This window comes from Reyranella sp. (genome assembly GCF_965279625.1).
Taxonomy (GTDB): Bacteria; Pseudomonadota; Alphaproteobacteria; order Reyranellales; family Reyranellaceae; genus Reyranella.
The window spans coordinates 3841810-3858594 of the sequence record NZ_OZ257251.1 but is presented as its reverse complement, the minus strand read 5'-3'; the positions used below and the strand labels follow the sequence as shown (position 1 = coordinate 3858594).

Here is a 16785-nt window from a genome sequence, read left to right as displayed (position 1 = left end):
TGGCACAGGACGACGTGCCTTACGCCAGCGCGAAGCCCTTGTAGCCGTTGGCCACGACCTTCTCGCAGGCCTGAATGTAGGCCGGCAGGCCGCCGATATAGGGCATGAACACGCGCGGCTTGCCGGGAATGTTGGCGCCGACATACCAGGAGCTGCAGGTCGAGCGCAGGGTGATGTTGGACACGTCGCCGACATGGCCGACCCATTCCTCCTGCGCCTCCGGCACCGGCTCGATCACGGTCTTGCCCCTGGCGCGCAATGCTTCGAGGCAGTCGGCGATGAAATCGACATGCTGCTCGATCGAGGGGAGCATGTTGGTCAGCACCGAGGGGCTGCCCGGGCCGGTGATCATGAACAGGTTGGGAAAGCCCACGACGGTCAGGCCGAGATAGGTCTTCGGCCCTTCGTTCCAGCGCTCCTTGAGCGTCACGCCGTCGCGGCCGCGAATGTCGACCTTGAGAAGCGCGCCGGTCATGGCGTCGAAGCCGGTCGCCAGCACGAGGCAGTCGAAGGTGTAATCCTCGCCCTTGGCGCGCAGGCCCGTCGGCGTGACGCGCTCGATCGGCTCGTCGCTGATATCGACCAGGGTCACGTTCGGCCGGTTGAAGGTCGCCCAGTACCCCGTGTCGACGCACAGCCGCTTGCAGCCGATGATGTTCTTCGGCACCAGCGCCGCGGCGGTCTTCGGATCCTTCACGACCTCGCCGATCTTGGCCCGCACGAAATCGGCCGCGACCTTGTTGGACTCGTCGTTCAGCAGCAGGTCGGAGAAGGACGCCATGAAGCCCAGTCCGCCGTAATCCCAGCGCGCCTGGAACTGACGGTTACGCTCCTCCTCCGGCGTCTCGGCGGCCGAGGCGGGATTGATCGTGAAGTCGATGCCCGCTGGCTTTGTCTTCGCCCGCTTGCGCATCTCGGGATAGCTCGCCTTCACCTGCCGCACATAGTCGGGGTCGAGCGGCTTGTTGTGCGCCGGCACGGTGTAGTTGGCGGTGCGCTGGAAGACGGTGAGGTGCTTCGCCTGCTCCGCCATGACCGGGATCGACTGGATGGCCGAGGAGCCGGTGCCGATGACGCCAACGGTCTTGCCGGTGAAGTCGACGCCCTCGTGCGGCCAGTTGCCGGTGTGATAGGTCGGCCCCTTGAAATCCTCGAGGCCGGGAATCTTCGGCGTGTTGGGCGAGGACAGGCAGCCCATCGCGGTGATCACGAATCGCGCCGTGACCTTGTCGCTGCCGCCCCCGACCTTCTCGGTGTCGACCCGCCACAGGTTCGCGGCCTCGTCGAAGATAGCCTTGCTGACCCGCGTCTCGAAGCGGATGTCGCGGCGCAGGTCATAGCGATCGGCGACGTGGTTGGCGTAGCGCAGCAGCTCGGGCTGGGTGGCGTAACGCTCGCTCCATTCCCATTCCTGCTCCAATTTCGGATCGAACTGGTAGGAATACTGGACACTCTCGACGTCGCAGCGCGCGCCGGGATATCGGTTCCAGTACCACGTCCCGCCCACGCCCTTGCCAGCCTCGAACACGCGCGCCGTGAAGCCCTTCTGGCGAAGCTTGTGCAGCATATACATGCCGCCAAAGCCTGCGCCGATGATCACCGCATCGAAATCGATCGACATGCGTCCTCCGGAATTTTGGAAAGGGTAGAAATTCCCTGCCAAAATTAGTGCGGGAGAGGAGGTGGCCGCGCAAGGCTTCCCATGGCACCTCTTCTCGCGGAGAAGAATAGACATGGCTGAAGTCGACTATCCGGCGAGCTGGTATGCCGCCACGCGAGACGCGGACGAGCCGCGCACGCCACTCGCCACGCGGGAAGAGGCCGATGTCGCGGTCGTGGGCGGCGGCTTCGCGGGCCTGCACACGGCACGGCTGCTGGCGCAGCAGGGAAAGCGCGTGGTCCTGCTGGAGCGGCGGCGGATCGGCTGGGGCGCGTCGGGCCGCAACGGCGGCTTCGTCGGTCCGGGCTACGCCCAGCGGTCGGGCGCGCTGATCGACCGGCTGGGGCTCGATCACGCGCGCCAGCTCTACGCCCAGTCGCAGCGCGGCGTGACGATCGTACACAACGCCATCACCGAGCTCGGACGCCCCGACATCCTGATGGGCACCGGCAAGCTCAGCGTCTCGCGCACCGACCAGGGCGCAGGCTTCGCCGACCGCACGCGCAAACTCGCGGAACAGCTCGGGGCGTCCTTCGAGCCGTGGGAAACCTCGCGTGTGCGCGCGGTGCTGGCGACGACGCGCTATCATCAGGCGATCCACGATCCGACCTCGTTCCATATCCATCCGCTGAATTTCGCGCTGGCGCTGGCCGCCGCCATCGAGCGGCGGGGCGGCAAGGTCTACGACCGCACTGAGGCGATCGAGCTCGCGCGCGACGGCGGTGCCTGGCAACTTCGCACCCAGCGTGGCAGCGTGAGGGCGCCGCATGTCGTGCTGGCCGGCAATGCCGATCTCGGCGCCGTACATCCGCGCATCGCGCGCGCGGTGTTGCCGGTGGCGACCTACGTCGCCGTCACCGGAAAGCTTGGGCCCCGGCTCGGCGAGGCGATCCGGTGGACCGGTGCGATCTCCGACACGCGTCGCGCCGGCGACTATTACCGCGTCGTCGACGGCGACCGGCTGTTGTGGGGCGGCCGCATCACCACCGACACGACGGAGCCGCGACGGCTGCGCGCCATGATGCGGAGCGACATAATCTCGGTCTATCCGCAGCTCGGCCACATCGACATCGCTTATGCCTGGCCGGGAATCATGGGCTATGCCCCGCACAAGATGCCCCAGGTGGGCGAGGTCGAGCCCGGCCTCTGGATCTGCTCGGCCTTCGGCGGCCATGGCGTCGCCCAGACGGCCGCGGGCGCCGATGCGGTTGCGGCCGGCATCCTGGGCGATCCGTCGCGCTGCCACCTGTTCGCGCCGTTCGGCACCGGCTGGGCCGGGGGAGCTGCCGGCCGCGCGGCGACGCAGCTTGCCTACTGGGGCCTCCAGATGCGTGACTGGTGGGACGAGAAGCGCCAGGCCCAGAATGCGGAGACGTTGCGGACATGACGATCCAACGGATGGGCGATTCGCCGCGACGACGTGAGGATGCGCGCTTCGTCACCGGACACGGCGCCTATCTCGATGACCTGAAGTTCGAGTGGCTGGCGCAGGCCGTGATTCTGCGCTCGCCGCATGCCCATGCCCTCATCAAGTCGATCGACACGGCCGCCGCTCTTTCAGCGCCTGGAGTCCTCGCCGTTCTCAGCGCAACCGATGCAATGGCCGACGGGCTGAAGCCGCTGCGCCCCTATGCCGAGGCGAACGTGCAAACGGGTGAGCCCTTCGCCTTCGCGCCCCAGCCGTTGCTGGCCCAGGACAAGGTTCGCTTCGCAGGCGAGCCTGTCGCGCTGATCGTGGCGGAGACGCTCGCACAAGCGCTCGATGCCGCGGAGCTGGTGGTCGTGGACTATGAGACGCTGCCGGCCGTGATCTCGGCAGAGGCCGCCCGCGCACCGGGCGCGCCGCAGCTTGCCTGCGAGATTCCAAACAACACCTGTCTCGACTGGCATACCGGCGACACGGCGGGTGCCGAAGCCGCCTTCGCCACGGCGGCGCATGTCGTCTCGCTCGACCTCGACAATCATCGCATCGTGATGAACCCGATGGAGCCGCGCGGCGGCGTGGGCGCGTTCCATCCTGAGACAGGCCGATATACCCTCCACGTCTCCAGCCAGAACATCCACATCAACCGCAACCACGTCGCCCGCTCGCTCGGGGTCGAGCCCAAGGACGTGCGGTTCGTGGCGCCCGACGTGGGCGGTGGGTTCGGCGCCAAGAACTTCGCCTATGTCGAGCACGCGCTGATCCTGTGGGCGGCGCGCAGGGTCGGCCGGCCGGTCAAGTGGATCGCGAGCCGCAGCGAAGTGTTCCTGTCGGATCATGCCGCCCGCGATATGCGGGCCGAAGCATCGCTGGCGCTCGATGCGCTCGGCAAATTCCTCGCCCTCAGGATCTCGAGTCTCGCCAATCTCGGCGCCTACATGGCCGGCGCCGGTGGCGGCGTGCAGACCTACCAGTACATCCACCTGCAGGGTTCGGTGTACCGCATCCCCGCGATCGCGCTGCACGTCGTCGCCGTCGTGACCAACACCGCGCCGATCGGCGTGACGCGCGGGCCGGGCTTCGCCGAGGCGATCAACATCGTCGAACGGCTGATCGATGCCGCGGCCCGCCAGACCGGCTTCGATCGGGCCGACCTCCGGCGCTGGAACATGGTGCCGCCCGAGGCGATGCCGATGACCAACGCGTTCGGCTTCGAGGTCGACAGCGGCCACTTCGCCGAATCGCTCGGTCTCGCGCTGGTCCGTGCCGACCGGGCGGGGTTCGAGGCGCGGCGGCGCGAGAGCGAGGGACGCGGCCGGCTGCGCGGCCTGGGCTTCGCCTATCACATCAAGGCAACCGGCGGGCCGCCGGACGAGAATGTCGACATCCGCTTCGACGCCGACGGCACAATCTCGCTGATCACCGGCACGCAGCATATCGGCCAGGGCCACGAGACGACCTTCCCGCAGATCCTCAGCACACGGCTGGGTGTACCGAATGCACGCATCCGCCTCGTCCAGGGCGACACCGACGCGATCCCGTACGGCGGCGGGCATGGCAGCTCGCGCGCCACCTACATGGGCGGCACGGCGATCTGGCGGGCCTCGGACGAGATCATCGCCAAGGGAACGGAACTGGCGGCGGATGCCTTGGAAGCCTCGGAGGCCGACATCCGCTTCGAGGAGGGACGCTTCGTCGTTTCCGGCACGGATCGGGCGATTGGCCTGCTCGAGGTCGCCGCGCTCGGCCGCGAGAGAGGTACGCCGCTCGACACGTTCCATGCCTGGAAGCGCGAGCAGATGACCTTTCCCAACGGCGCGCACGTCGTCGAGGTCGAGATCGATCGCGAGACCGGCCAGGTCGACCTCGCGCGCTACACGGCCGTCGACGATTACGGCGTGCTGGTCAATCCGATGATCGCGACCGGCCAGGCGCACGGCGCCATGGCCCAAGGGGCGGGCCAAGCGCTGCTGGAGCTTGCCGCCTACGACGCCACCTCTGGCCAGATGGTGGCGGCGTCCTTCATGGACTACGCCCTGCCGCGCGCCGACGATCTGCCGTCGTTCGACCTCGGCTTCAATGCCACACGCTGCACGACCAATCCGCTGGGCGTGAAGGGCTGCGGCGAGGCGGGCGCCATCGCGGCCTTCCCCGCCATCGCCAACGCCATCCTTGACGCGCTGGCGCCGCTCGGCGTGAAAGGCTTCCATGGACCCGCGACCCCCGCGCGGATCTGGCACGCGATCCAGGAGGCACGATGAAGCGCGAAGCACCGGCGGCGGCCCGCAACCGGCAACCCATTCTCGACGTGCTGCAGCCGCGTCTGCCCGCAAAGGGTCTCGTGCTGGAGATCGCCAGCGGCACCGGCGAACATGTCGTTCACTACGCCGCCGCCCGGCCCGAACTCACCTTTCAGCCGAGCGATCCAGATGCCGGCGCCCGCGCCAGCGTCGACGACTGGGTGCGGACCCTGGGCCTGGGCAACGTCCGCCCCGCGCTCGAGATCGACGTCACCCGGGCGAAATGGCCGGTCGAGCGGGCGGATGCCGTGCTCTGCTGCAACATGATCCACATCGCACCGTGGGAAGCCGCGGTGGGGCTGGTCGCCGGCGCCGCTCGCCTGCTGCCCCCGGGCGGTCTGCTCTTCCTCTACGGGCCCTATCGCGTCGGCGGCCGGCATACGGCGCCCAGCAACGAGGCCTTCGACGGTGACCTCAAACGGCGCAATTCCGCATGGGGCGTGCGCGATCTCGAGGCGGTCGCCGAACTCGCCGCTTCGCAGGGCTTCTCCGTCCCGGAGATCGTCGAGATGCCGGCGAACAATCTGTCGCTGCTCCTCAATCGGCTGTGAAGGTCCCGACTGTGGCAATCGTGCAGGGGATGCGCTAACGCTTGCGCCGGCCTCGCGGGGAGCATCGTCGGAAACATGTCGAATCGTAGCGATGAAGCCGTAGTTTTTGCAGCCACAAGGCGGATTGCGGGCTTGGCGCCCTTCCTGGCGGCGATCGCGCTGACCGGGCTGGTGGCCGGCTGCAAGCAAGAAAACAAATTCCAGCCGCCGCCTCCGGCCGAGGTCAGCGTCGGTGTCCCGGTGAAGCAGGAGGTCGCGCCCTTCGAGGTGCTCACCGGCAACACGGTGGCCTTCGCGACCGTCGACCTCGTCGCCCGCGTCGAGGGCTTCCTGGTCTCGCAGGACTATGTCGACGGCTCCGTAAAGAAGAAGGACGACAAGCTCTTCGGCATCGAGCAGACGATGTACAAGGCCAAGGTCAAGGAGGCCGAGGCCCAGCTCGACGGCGCCAAGGCCTCGCTCGTGCAAGCCGAAGCCGAGTTCACCCGGCAGGAAATCCTGCTTCGCCAGAACGTCTCGGCCCAGAACACCTTCGATCAGGCCAAGGCCAAGCGCGACAATGCGCGGGCCAATGTCGAGAATGCCGAGGGCAATCTCACGATCGCCCAGACCAACCTCGGCTACACGACCGTCCTCGCGCCGTTCGACGGCATCGTCAGCAAGCATCTGATCTCGGTCGGCGAGCTGGTCGGCGCCTCGACCGCCACCAAGCTCGCCACGATCGTGCAGCTGGACCCGATCTACGTCACATTCACCATGAGTGAACAGAACGTGCTGCAGATCCGTCAGAACCTGAAGGATCGCCGGCTCGACCCCGAGGAACTCAGCAAGATTCCGCTGGAAATCGGCCTGATGAACGAGGAGGGATTTCCCCACAAGGGTTTCCTCAATTACGTGTCGCCGGAACTCGACGCGACGACCGGTACGATCCTGGTCCGCGGACTCTTCAACAATCCGACGCGCACCCTCATTCCAGGCTTCTTCGTGCGCGTGAAGGTGCCTCAGGGGCTGGAGGCGACGGCCTCGCTGCTGGTGCCCAACCGGGTCATCGCGGAGGACCAGGCCGGCAAATACCTGATGACGGTCAACAAGGACAATGTCGTGGTCCAGACCCGGATCACCGCCGGACAGCTTCTCGCCAGCGGCCTGCGCGTGATCTCGACGGGCCTCAAGCCGGACGACCAGGTCGTGCTCAACACCAACGGCGCCGCGATTCCCGGCGCCAAGGTGGTTCCCAAGGTTACGACGATCCCCGTGGCGACCGACGGCACTCCCGCCGCGCCTCCTGCCGCGTCCCCCGCCGCGCCCAAGTGACCGGCCGGGGAGCGCAGCCATGATTTCCGCCTTCTTCATCAACCGGCCGGTTCTGGCCAACGTCCTCGCCATCGTCATCGTGCTGATCGGCGGCGTGGCGCTCGCCACCCTGCCGGTCGCGCAATATCCCAACGTCGTGCCGCCCACGATCCAGGTCACAACGACCTATCCGGGCGCGAGCGCTGCCGTCGTCGTCAACGACGTTGCCCTGCCGGTCGAGCTGCAGGTCAACGGCGTCGAGAAGATGATCTACATGCAGTCCTACAGCACGGACTCCGGGACCTACACGCTGACGGTGACGTTCGAGATCGGCACCGACCTCAATTTCGCGCAGGTGCTGGTGCAGAATCAGGTCAGCGCGGCGCTGGCCTCGCTGCCCATGCCGGTGCAGGCCCAGGGCCTCGTCGTCCAGAAGAAATCGACGTCGATCCTGCAGATCGTCTCGCTGACCTCCCCCGACCAGCGCTACGACAGCCTCTACCTCAGCAACTACGCCACCATCAATCTCGTCAACGAGCTCGCGCGCCTGCCCGGTGTCGGCAACGTCAACGTGCTGGGCGTCGGCCAGTACTCGATGCGCGTCTGGCTCGACCCGCAGAAGCTCTACACGTTCGGCCTCACCCCGTCGGACGTGAGCAAGGTCATCCAGCAGCAGAGCCAGGACGTGACGGCCGGTCAGGTCGGCCAGCCGCCCGCGCCCAAGGGCCTGGATTTCCAGTACACGATCGACGTCGTCGGACGCCTCAGCACGCCCGAGGAATTCGGGAACATCATCGTCAAGGCCGAGCAGGGCAATGGTGGCAGGATCGTTCGGGTGCGCGACGTCGCCCGGGTCGAGCTTGGCGCCCAGACCTACTCCCAGACCTCGCACATCAACGGCAAGCCCAATTCGGGCCTCGCGATCTACCAGCTGCCCGACGCCAATGCGCTCGATGTCGCCAATCGCGTGAAGGCCAAGATGGCCGAACTGTCGAAGTCGTTCCCACCCGGCCTCGCCTACGAGGTGCCGTTCGACACCACGCTCTTCGTGAAGGCATCGATCCACGAGGTCTTCATGACCCTGATCGAGGCCGGCATCCTGGTCCTGATCGTGATCGTGATCTTCCTGCAGGACTGGCGCGCGATGCTGGTGCCGGCGACCACGATCCCCGTGACGATCATCGGCGCCTTCGCCGCCATGGCCGCGCTGGGCTTCACGATCAACACCACGACCATGTTCGGCATCGTGCTGGCGATCGGCATCGTGGTCGACGACGCCATCGTGATCGTCGAGGGCGTCGCCCATCACATCGAACGGGGCATGACGCCCCACGACGCCTCGATCAAGGCGATGGACGAGCTGTTCGGCCCCGTGATCGGCATCACCCTGGTGCTGATGTCGGTGTTCCTGCCGGCCGCCTTCCTGCCCGGCCTGACCGGCCAGATGTTCGCGCAGTTCGCGCTGGTCATCGCCGCCACGGCCCTGATCAGCGCCGTCAACGCCGCCACCCTGAAGCCCACCCAGTGCGCGATGTGGCTGCGGCCCGCCACTCCGCCGGAGAAGCGCAACGTCTTCTTCCGCGGCTTCAACAAGGTCTACGGCAAACTCGAGGATGCCTATGCGGGGCTGGTCGGCTTCATGGTCCACCGCGCCGGGCTGATGGTGCTGCTGGCGCTGGTCGCGGCCGGCATCGGTGGATGGGGTGTCGCGCGCCTGCCGACGGCCTTCATTCCCAACGAGGACCAGGGCTATCTCATCATCGGCGTGCAGCTGCCGGACGGTGCCTCGCTCGAGCGCACGGGCGCCACGCTGCGTCAGGCCGCCGAGATCGCCATGGCGGCGCCGGGCGTCGAGAACGTGGTCGCCCTGGGCGGCATGTCGGTGCTCGACAGCAACTCCTCCCTGGCGAACGCCGCGGTAACCTACGTCATACTCAAGGATTGGGACACGCGCCTGAAGGCCAAGGACCAGGATCTGCGCTCGATCGTGCTCGGCCTCATGGAGAAGCTGAAGGTCCTGCAGGACGGTCGCGCCTTCGTCATCGTGCCGCCCGCCATCCAGGGTATCGGCAATGCCGGCGGCTTCCAGATGCAGATCGAGCAGAAGGACGGCAGCTTCGACTATGCCAAGCTGCAGGCCATCACCGACACCGTGATCAGGAGCGCCAGCACGCAGTCGGCGCTCACCAACCTCGTCACCTCGTTCCGCTCCGGTGCGCCGCACGTCCGCATCGAGGTCGATCGCGTCAAGGCCGAGTCTCTCCGCGTGCCGGTCGGCGACGTCTTCACGACCCTGTCGAGCTACATGGGCTCGTCCTTCGTGAACCGCTTCAACAAGTTCGGCCTCAGCCTGCAGGTCTACATCCAGGCAGACTCGCAATACCGTACGCGGCCCGAGGACATCCTGAAGCTGCAGGTGAAGAACCTCGACGGGCAGATGGTGCCGATCGGCGCCATCGCCGAGCTCCAACCGGCGCTCGGCCCGCCGCTGATCAGCCTCTACAATCTCTACCCGTCGGCCGCGATCGTGGGCTCTCCTGCAACCGGATTCAGCTCCGGCGAAGGTATCGACCTGATGGACCAGATCGCCAAGGCGATCCTTCCGGCCGGCACCGGATACGAATGGACCGGCATGGCCTACCAGGAAGAGGTCGTCGGCAACCAGCTGCTGTACGTTTTCGCCCTCGCCATCCTGCTCGTCTATCTCTGCCTTGCCGGCCAGTACGAGAGCTGGATCGCGCCGCTCGGCGTGATCCTGGCCGTGCCGCTGGCGCTCAGCGGTCCGGCGATCGCCCTCAACGCGGTCGGGCTCGCCAACAACATCTACACCCAGATCGGCCTGATGCTGCTGATCGCGCTCGGCGCCAAGAACGCCATCCTGATCGTCGAGGTGGCGCGCGAGCGCCGTGCCGAGGGCAAGGATATCGTCGAGTCGGCGATCGATGCGGCCCGCACCCGCTTCCGGCCGATCCTGATGACCTCGTTCGCGTTCATCCTGGGTGTGGTTCCGCTGGTGACGGCGACGGGCGCGGGGGCCAACTCGCGCATCTCGCTGGGCCTCTGCGTGTTCAGCGGCATGATCGCCTCGACCTGTCTGGCCGTGCTGTTCGTGCCGTCCTTCTTCACCGTGCTGCAGCGCTTCGAAGAACGCGGCAAGGCCAAGAAGAACAAGACGACACCGCCGCCGGCCGAAGGCGTCGCCGCGGCAGGCGACTGAAACCGGCCCGGGTCGCCGCGCCTCAGTGGCGGACGACCCGCACCCCGTTGTCGGAAAAGCGACGGCTTCCCAAGGAACCGGGACGCCGCTCCACATCGTCGCGCAGGATCCCCAGCGCTACACGCTCGATCTCGATCTCGCGCGAGGTCCGGATCCCCATCCGCCGCAGCAGGGGCTCCAGCGGAGACCACCCCCTCGCGGCAAGCTGCACCAGCGATGCCGTCCAGGAGACGGGGACGGACGGCAGGCGACGATTGACCAAGACGCCCACCAGCACACCGAGGGAGTCGACGACGGAGGCATTGCGGTCGAGCAGGCTCTCGAGGTCGACCTCCTCGTCGAGTTCGCGCAACCGTCGATCGATGCGTCGCCGGTTGCCCGCGCAGCGACGCAGTTGCGCGCCGGTCGCCTCTTCGATGCGGCGATCCACGGCCCGCAGGGTGTCGGGCGGGAGGCGCCCGATCCTCGCCGCCATCCTCAACCCCGCAAGCTGACCGTTGCGACCTTGTCCTTGTAGTCCTGCTTCGGATCGGCACCGAGCAGCATCTTGATGCCGGCCACGATGCTCGACGCATCGAGCCAGATCTCGGCGCGCTCGGCATCGAGACGGAGGAGCGCCAGCTTGGGATCCGTCTTGCCGCCCTCATACCAGGCCGCAACGTAGCGGTTCCACAGGCGGTCGATCACCGCCGGGTTGTTGTCGAGCGAGAGGCTGCCGTGAACCGTCGCGAACAGGTCATGGCCCTTGGAGGTGAAGGTCGCGATCGCGCGATTGCCCTCACCGGCGCCGAGCTTCTCGACGATGCCATTCTCGCGGCTGGTGAAGAACCAGATCGGGCCGCGTTCACCCTCGAGCTGCGCGGTCATGGGTCGGGCATGACCGTCCTCGACGCCATCGAGACCGAGCATCATGGTCATGTCGGACTTGAGAGCCGACCAGAACTTTTCTTCGATTTCCTTCGGGGTGGGCATCATCGGCTCCTGCAAGGCGGTTGAGATTGCCTGCCCAACGCACGCGCCGGGAGACCGTTGCAGCGCTACGTCGGGCCACCGCCCGGGAGCGGGCTAGGCCGCGCGCTCTCCGCCCAATATCTTCGCCAGCTCCTGGACGATCTCCTCGGGGCGGAAGGGCTTGTCGAAGAATGGCTTGTCGCCATGGCGGAGCGGCATCAGCGCCGTCGACCGGCCGCTCGCGAACACATAGGGCACGCGCAACGCTTCCAAAGTGTCGGCGACGGGAAAGACCAGTTCGTCCTTGTAGAGGCGGATGTCGAGGATCGCGGCATCGATGGCATGATCGGCGATCAGCGCGAAGGCACTGTCGACGCTATTGGCGGGTCCTACCGGTGTTGCACCTGCAGCGACCAGAGTCGCCCGCAGATCCAGTCCGATCGCCGGATCGTTTTCCACGATGAGAATCGTGCGACCATCGAGAAGAGCCAAGGAACGCCACTCCAGTCAGCCTCGCTTGAACGTGTCGGTATGATCCACGTTGCGTTAGCCCGCGCAACCTTCAAGGCCAGTGGCTCGTTTGGAAATACCTTGACACGAAGGAGATACAAATGGGTCGTTCAATTCTGCTCTGGCTAGTCGGCATTCCGATTCCAATCATCATCCTCCTCGCCCTCTTCTGGCGTTAACACCGGTCACGCGCGAGTGCGGCGGGGCAAAACTGCAAAGCCGCCGCCCCTTCTTCTGCGCATAGACCCGGTCGCCATAGACCGAAGCGATGACTGTGCGCCTGTCGGCAGCCGGCCGACGGGGACGGACCATCATCGAGCTGACATTTCAGCGTCAGCGCATTGGCTCGGCTCGCAAGGTCGGCGCCGCCAATGGGCCTCGTACAGACATCAAATAATCCATCGAGCCCGGCGTGCCGGTATCGAGGGCGATCAATGCGTCTACGGCTCGTTGCCGCAGATCGAACCGGCTTTTGACATAGGCCGTCGCGTGGGGTGCGCGCACCGTGTGCTCGTCGAAGGTGAGGACGCCGCCCTCTACGTTGACCCCCCCTCTCGTCGCGATCCAGTTCCCCACGAATCCATCGATGACGGCCGACGTGAAGCCCATCTCCGTGCTGAAGAGGCTGGCGACTCCCGTCTCGAAGGAGGCGAACGACGCGGATCCTCGGACGACGCTGGCGCGGACCTCGCCGTTGGACAGGCCATGCCCCCTCACCGACGCGATGAACTCCTCCAGCGATTCCCCTTCGGCTCTCAAAGCGAGATCTTCCAAAGTCAGTCTGCCCTCCAGGGCCACCGCCAACTGATCGGCACCAAACTCGTTGGCACTTCCCGCGACGGCAATGAGGCGCGAGATGTCGATGTCGCGGATGCCGCCCCTCACTTCCACGACCGGTACGGTGCGGCGTGCATCGATCGTTGCGGTCAACTCGAGGGCGGCGCCCTCGAGCGTGCCGGCCAAGCGCGTCACCTCGATGACACCGCCGTCCAGGCTGGCGGCGAGGTCGACCGTCTCCACGGTGAAAGGTCCCCACGCCAAGCCTGGCACCGAGAGCGCCACGGTCGCGTCGAACGTGCGCAACGAGGCCGTCAGGCGTTCAATCTCCAGGGATGTCGAAGACTGCGTCCCTGAACCGCCCGGGCGCTCCTCGCCGAAACGAGGTGCCGGCGGCAACCAGCGATCCAGCCGCAGCCCGGCGGGCGCACGCAGGGATATCGCGACGCGCGGGCGAGCGACGAGGGTGGAGGACAACTCGCCGGAAATCGACATGCCGTCGACCTCGAGATCGCCACGGAACGTGGCGCGCGCGGCATCGCCGTGAAACGCGCCGTTGGCCTCGACCTCCGCCAGGTCCCGGCGCGGGCTGCCGCTGGCCACCGCAACGAGCGCACCGATATCGGGGCTGACCAGAGAGAAGCGGGGAAAGTCGAAGCGACGGTCGGCCTCGAATGAGAGCCGGCCCACCGCCGTAATGGTGGCCCCGAGCATTGCCACCGACAGGTCGGACAGGACCGCTTCCTTCAGGGTTCCGACGGCGCGGCCCGCCACCTGGGCCGGCCCGATGCGGCCGTGGACGAAGCGCGGCAGGGCGGCATAGTCGAGCATCCGGTCGGCGTCGCGAACGACGGCCCGGTATGCCAGATCGAAGCGCGGGTCTGTCCCGAAGTCGGCGATCGAGCCGAACAGCTCCAGGTGCGAGCCCAGAAGTTCGTCCACGCCCACGTGCTTCAGCTTCAGCTCGTTGCCGCGAATGACGGCATGGGCATCGACACCGTGGGCGGTCTCGCCGCGGTAGAGCACTCTGTCGATCGTGGCCTTCAGATCCAGCACCGGCGGCGGAGGCTCGGTGCTTGCCGGCGGCGAGGCCGGACTTGTCTCGGGAACCGGCATCATGCCCTGCAGGGCTACACGGCTCAGCTGGTAGGCATCGAGGTTCAGGTTCGGCAGATGCAGACGGCCCGTGATGACGGTCGGAATCGCGTAGGCGATGTCGGCGGTCGCCGTGCCCTGCTGGTCGTCGAGTTCGAACGTAGCGTCGGTGACGTGGACGAATCCCTTTGCGGGCCGTGTCTTGCCGGATATCCGCAGCGTCTGCAGGCGGTCAGGCGGCAACGATGTCGTATCGATGCCGATCCATTTCAGCGTCTGACGCAGGTTCGTGCTTTCGATCTCGATGACGCCGTCATATCCCGCGTGCGTCGCGTCACCTTCGAAGCCGACCCGACGATTCACCCGGAAGTCTCCCGGCAGCACGGCCCTCAGCGCCTGGAGGTGCAGGACGTCGTTGTCGTAGCGGAACGTCACGGCGACCTCGCGGACCGTGTCGCGGCGATAGCGCACCGTGTCGACCTCGCAGGTCAATTGCACCCGCACCGACGGCAGGTCGTCGCCGACGGGCTCGGCCGGTCCGGCGGCGGCCCGCGCCGAACCGCCGGTCGGTGCGACGATCAGTGCCTGCCCCTGCAGTCGCTCCACCCACCGATCTGCGTCCAGGTGGGCGGCCACCAGCCGCCCGCTCACGAGCGGCGCCTCTCCCCCGGCAACCACGAGACGGCCGAGGATCCGTTCGCCGGCAACGGTGAGATTCAGACCGTCGATCGACAACCGGTCGTCGACCAGCTCGACATCGGCCGAGGCGACCAGGGTGCGGGCGATCGCCTCGTTGACCCGCATAGGCTGGCGGCCGGTCAGCGTCGTGACCGATTCGACGAACTCGGGCAGGAATTCGGCGTCGAACGACAGGCGGCCGCGCAGCGGATCGCGCGCCGTGCGCTCTCCGGACCAGCCCGCGAAGTCGAGGCGACCGCCCGGCACGCCGAGCTTCAGGCCGATCGGCGCATCGGCCGTCGCGGCTGTCTTGAGGTCGAGCGTGAGCGACGCCGGGACGCCGTTGACGACAGCGGTTCCATGCAGGTGCAGAACGCCATCGCCCGGCGCGAGCGACCCTGAGAGATAGATGGCCTGCGCTTCGAGGGAGTGGCCCGACAGGCCGGTCGCATGAACGATCCGGCCGTTCCGGATCTCCAGACGCGAGAGCGCCAGACCCGGCGCGGTCGCCCCCTGCCCCGCCCAGCCTTCGGGGAGACGCAGGCGCCAGTTGGGTTCGCCGTCGGCACCCTGCTCCAGCACCAGGCGCGGCTCGTCGACAATGACCTGCGCCAGCTGGATGCGGCCCTGCAGCAGAGCCGACCAGGACAGGGTGACCATGACCCGCCGCGCTTCGAGCATGTGCGGCGTGAGGGCGCCCGGCGCGTTACCGAGGCGAAACTGCTGCGCCACGAGCATAGGCTGCGGCAGCAGGGCGATCTCGAGCGGACCGCCAAGGACGACCTCGCGCCCGGTGGCTTCCGCCAGTATCCCCGCGAGCCGGGCCTTGTGCGGCTCCCAGTCGATCGCCCGGGGCAGGATGAGCAGACCGGCGAGCAAAGCCACCAGACACGCGGTGCCCCAAGCCAGCCTCCGCACAAGCTGTGCAACCGCCTTAAGCAAGTATGAGAGGATCGAAGGCATCGGTGGATGTCCGGCAATTATTCTGAAGACCGCTCCGTCATGCCCGATGGGCCGGTAACTGTCCTCGCACGGAAGCTTGATCCGCTCGTCCCGATAGGCAGATCAGGTCGCTCCGCCTGGGCTGGGCTTTTGGAAGTTCTTGTCATGGTCGGCCATGATCCCACCGCACGCGGTGCCACGTCTTGCTTTGGATCAAACCGACTTGGGTGGGTGCTATTCTTCGGACTAAGCCCTGAAGAAGGGTCCGGCGCTCTTGCTGGAGATGGCGTCCCCGAGAGGATTCGAACCTCCGACCTCCGGTTTAGGAAACCGCTGCTCTATCCGGCTGAGCTACGGGGACGTGGGGGTTTTCTAGCCCATCTCGGGATTGTTTGGGAATCTTGTTTGGGACTTGGTTCCAAGGCGCTCGCGGCTTCTTGCCCTCGAGCACGCCGTCCAGGTGATGCCCTCCATCCTCTTGAGGAGGGCGCTGGCCGCGTCAGGTGTTGCCCCGCTTACCCCGGGTGTGGTCTCACGGGCTGCCCCGGGAAATCTACCAGATTTTCGGCCAGCCACCGCCGGGCCTGGTGGAGGCTCCCGAACAGTTTGATCGGGCGGTCGCCATTGGTGGCCTCTGCGAATATTTCCGCGAACCCCTCGCGTTCGAGATCGACCACGAAAGCGAGAGGACCGCGCGGGGTGGCATCGGGCCCGCCGCGGAGAGCCTTGGCGATACCGCTCACCTTCTCCCTTGTCGTAAACGACGTCGAGCCTGTGACGTCCACGATCTTCGCATACCCCCGAATCGCCGGCGGCTTCATCTTCTCTATGCTTCCGATGATCTCGTCATCGGTGACGTGCCCCCGGGCAACGATCAGGATGGTCCTGTTCAGAGCAGATATATCCACGTGAATCGGCATCGCAACCCACCCTTCTCTTGCAGCTGAGGCCACCCGCGCTCACATCGTCAGTAGCGGACGATCAACGAACGCTTGACCGTCTTCCCACGGACAGCCGAGCCTCGCGCCAACGACCGACCTTCGCCCGTCCGGACCCAAGCCTCAAGAGTACCTCACCCTGAGCGGCGCAGAATAGCTCGACCAGTTGTCGCGTAACTTACACGTCAGGTATGCAAGGCCGGGACTCAAACCAGAAACGGGCGTTGGTCGGGTGCTGGACGGACCCCGGCGGGAAAATTGCGGCCATCCGCCAAACCTTCCGGCTGGGTTGGATTATCCCAGCGCCGCCGCTTCCGCCTCCAGCCTCAAGGCTGTCGCCTCCAGTTCCTCAATGTACTCCTTGGTGCGCGCTCGATCGGCCGCGGAAGTGAACGCTCCCGAAAGCCTGCGACCCTGGGCAGCGAGCCCCCGGCTCGCGCCGGCCTGTTG

11 protein-coding genes and 1 tRNA gene are annotated in these 16785 nt (G+C 66.6%); 5 read left to right on the top strand and 7 right to left on the bottom strand.

Translation table 11 applies throughout. The features are described from left to right. Positions 1-19: 19 nt before the first annotated feature. Positions 20-1621 (bottom strand): flavin-containing monooxygenase, encoded by a 1602-nt coding sequence (locus tag ACQY78_RS18720; RefSeq protein ID WP_428677515.1) that lies wholly within the window; start codon positions 1619-1621, stop codon positions 20-22. Between the two features lie 112 nt (positions 1622-1733). Here ACQY78_RS18720 and ACQY78_RS18715 point away from each other — a divergent pair, with 112 nt between their 5' ends. The 5 genes from ACQY78_RS18715 (at position 1734) to ACQY78_RS18695 (ending at position 10444) form a co-directional block, all read left to right on the top strand. Beyond that, on the top strand, positions 1734-3047 hold the full coding sequence (locus ACQY78_RS18715) for an NAD(P)/FAD-dependent oxidoreductase (protein ID WP_428677513.1): 1314 nt from the start codon (positions 1734-1736) through the stop codon (positions 3045-3047). After that, positions 3044-5344 (top strand): xanthine dehydrogenase family protein molybdopterin-binding subunit, encoded by a 2301-nt coding sequence (locus ACQY78_RS18710; protein ID WP_428677511.1) that lies wholly within the window; start codon positions 3044-3046, stop codon positions 5342-5344. Before ACQY78_RS18715 ends, ACQY78_RS18710 begins: the two co-directional genes overlap by 4 nt. After that, positions 5341-5934, top strand: coding sequence for a DUF938 domain-containing protein (locus tag ACQY78_RS18705; protein ID WP_428677509.1), 594 nt, complete (start codon positions 5341-5343; stop codon positions 5932-5934). Before ACQY78_RS18710 ends, ACQY78_RS18705 begins: the two co-directional genes overlap by 4 nt. Before the next feature lie 132 nt (positions 5935-6066). Further along, the gene (locus ACQY78_RS18700) at positions 6067-7248 is read left to right on the top strand and encodes an efflux RND transporter periplasmic adaptor subunit (RefSeq protein ID WP_428677507.1); all 1182 of its coding nucleotides are present in this window, start codon (positions 6067-6069) and stop codon (positions 7246-7248) included. A gap of 19 nt (positions 7249-7267) precedes the next feature. Continuing rightward, complete coding sequence (locus tag ACQY78_RS18695; protein ID WP_428677506.1) at positions 7268-10444, top strand: efflux RND transporter permease subunit; 3177 nt, start codon at positions 7268-7270, stop codon at positions 10442-10444. A 22-nt stretch (positions 10445-10466) separates the two neighbouring features. On the opposite strand, the gene ACQY78_RS18690 is transcribed toward ACQY78_RS18695, so the two are convergent. The 6 genes from ACQY78_RS18690 to ACQY78_RS18665 all read right to left on the bottom strand — a co-directional run bounded on the left by ACQY78_RS18690 (position 10467) and on the right by ACQY78_RS18665 (position 16317). Continuing rightward, the gene (locus tag ACQY78_RS18690) at positions 10467-10919 is read right to left on the bottom strand and encodes a hypothetical protein (RefSeq protein WP_428677504.1); all 453 of its coding nucleotides are present in this window, start codon (positions 10917-10919) and stop codon (positions 10467-10469) included. A 2-nt stretch (positions 10920-10921) separates the two neighbouring features. Further along, the gene (locus tag ACQY78_RS18685) at positions 10922-11419 is read right to left on the bottom strand and encodes a pyridoxamine 5'-phosphate oxidase family protein (protein WP_428677502.1); all 498 of its coding nucleotides are present in this window, start codon (positions 11417-11419) and stop codon (positions 10922-10924) included. Between the two features lie 90 nt (positions 11420-11509). Continuing rightward, on the bottom strand, positions 11510-11887 hold the full coding sequence (locus ACQY78_RS18680) for a response regulator (protein WP_428677500.1): 378 nt from the start codon (positions 11885-11887) through the stop codon (positions 11510-11512). 351 nt (positions 11888-12238) lie between these two features. After that, positions 12239-15418, bottom strand: a complete 3180-nt coding sequence (locus ACQY78_RS18675) for an AsmA family protein (protein ID WP_428677498.1) — start codon at positions 15416-15418, stop codon at positions 12239-12241. A 263-nt stretch (positions 15419-15681) separates the two neighbouring features. Continuing rightward, positions 15682-15758: transfer RNA gene (locus ACQY78_RS18670), tRNA-Arg, on the bottom strand. A 154-nt stretch (positions 15759-15912) separates the two neighbouring features. Further along, positions 15913-16317 carry a hypothetical protein gene (locus ACQY78_RS18665; RefSeq protein WP_428677496.1) on the bottom strand — a complete coding sequence of 135 codons (405 nt, stop codon included), beginning with the start codon at positions 16315-16317 and terminating at the stop codon, positions 15913-15915. Between the last annotated feature and the right edge of the window lie 468 nt (positions 16318-16785).

What these genes read in the sequence shown, in the direction of transcription:
- ACQY78_RS18675 (WP_428677498.1), bottom strand. Translation starts at nt 15,418, where the DNA reads ATGCCTTCGATCCTCTCATACTTGCTTAAGGCGGTTGCACAGCTTGTG.
- ACQY78_RS18705 (WP_428677509.1), top strand. Translation starts at nt 5,341, where the DNA reads ATGAAGCGCGAAGCACCGGCGGCGGCCCGCAACCGGCAACCCATTCTC.
- ACQY78_RS18715 (WP_428677513.1), top strand. Translation starts at nt 1,734, where the DNA reads ATGGCTGAAGTCGACTATCCGGCGAGCTGGTATGCCGCCACGCGAGAC.
- ACQY78_RS18685 (WP_428677502.1), bottom strand. Translation starts at nt 11,419, where the DNA reads ATGATGCCCACCCCGAAGGAAATCGAAGAAAAGTTCTGGTCGGCTCTC.
- ACQY78_RS18720 (WP_428677515.1), bottom strand. Translation starts at nt 1,621, where the DNA reads ATGTCGATCGATTTCGATGCGGTGATCATCGGCGCAGGCTTTGGCGGC.
- ACQY78_RS18710 (WP_428677511.1), top strand. Translation starts at nt 3,044, where the DNA reads ATGACGATCCAACGGATGGGCGATTCGCCGCGACGACGTGAGGATGCG.
- ACQY78_RS18665 (WP_428677496.1), bottom strand. Translation starts at nt 16,317, where the DNA reads ATGCCGATTCACGTGGATATATCTGCTCTGAACAGGACCATCCTGATC.
- ACQY78_RS18695 (WP_428677506.1), top strand. Translation starts at nt 7,268, where the DNA reads ATGATTTCCGCCTTCTTCATCAACCGGCCGGTTCTGGCCAACGTCCTC.
- ACQY78_RS18690 (WP_428677504.1), bottom strand. Translation starts at nt 10,919, where the DNA reads ATGGCGGCGAGGATCGGGCGCCTCCCGCCCGACACCCTGCGGGCCGTG.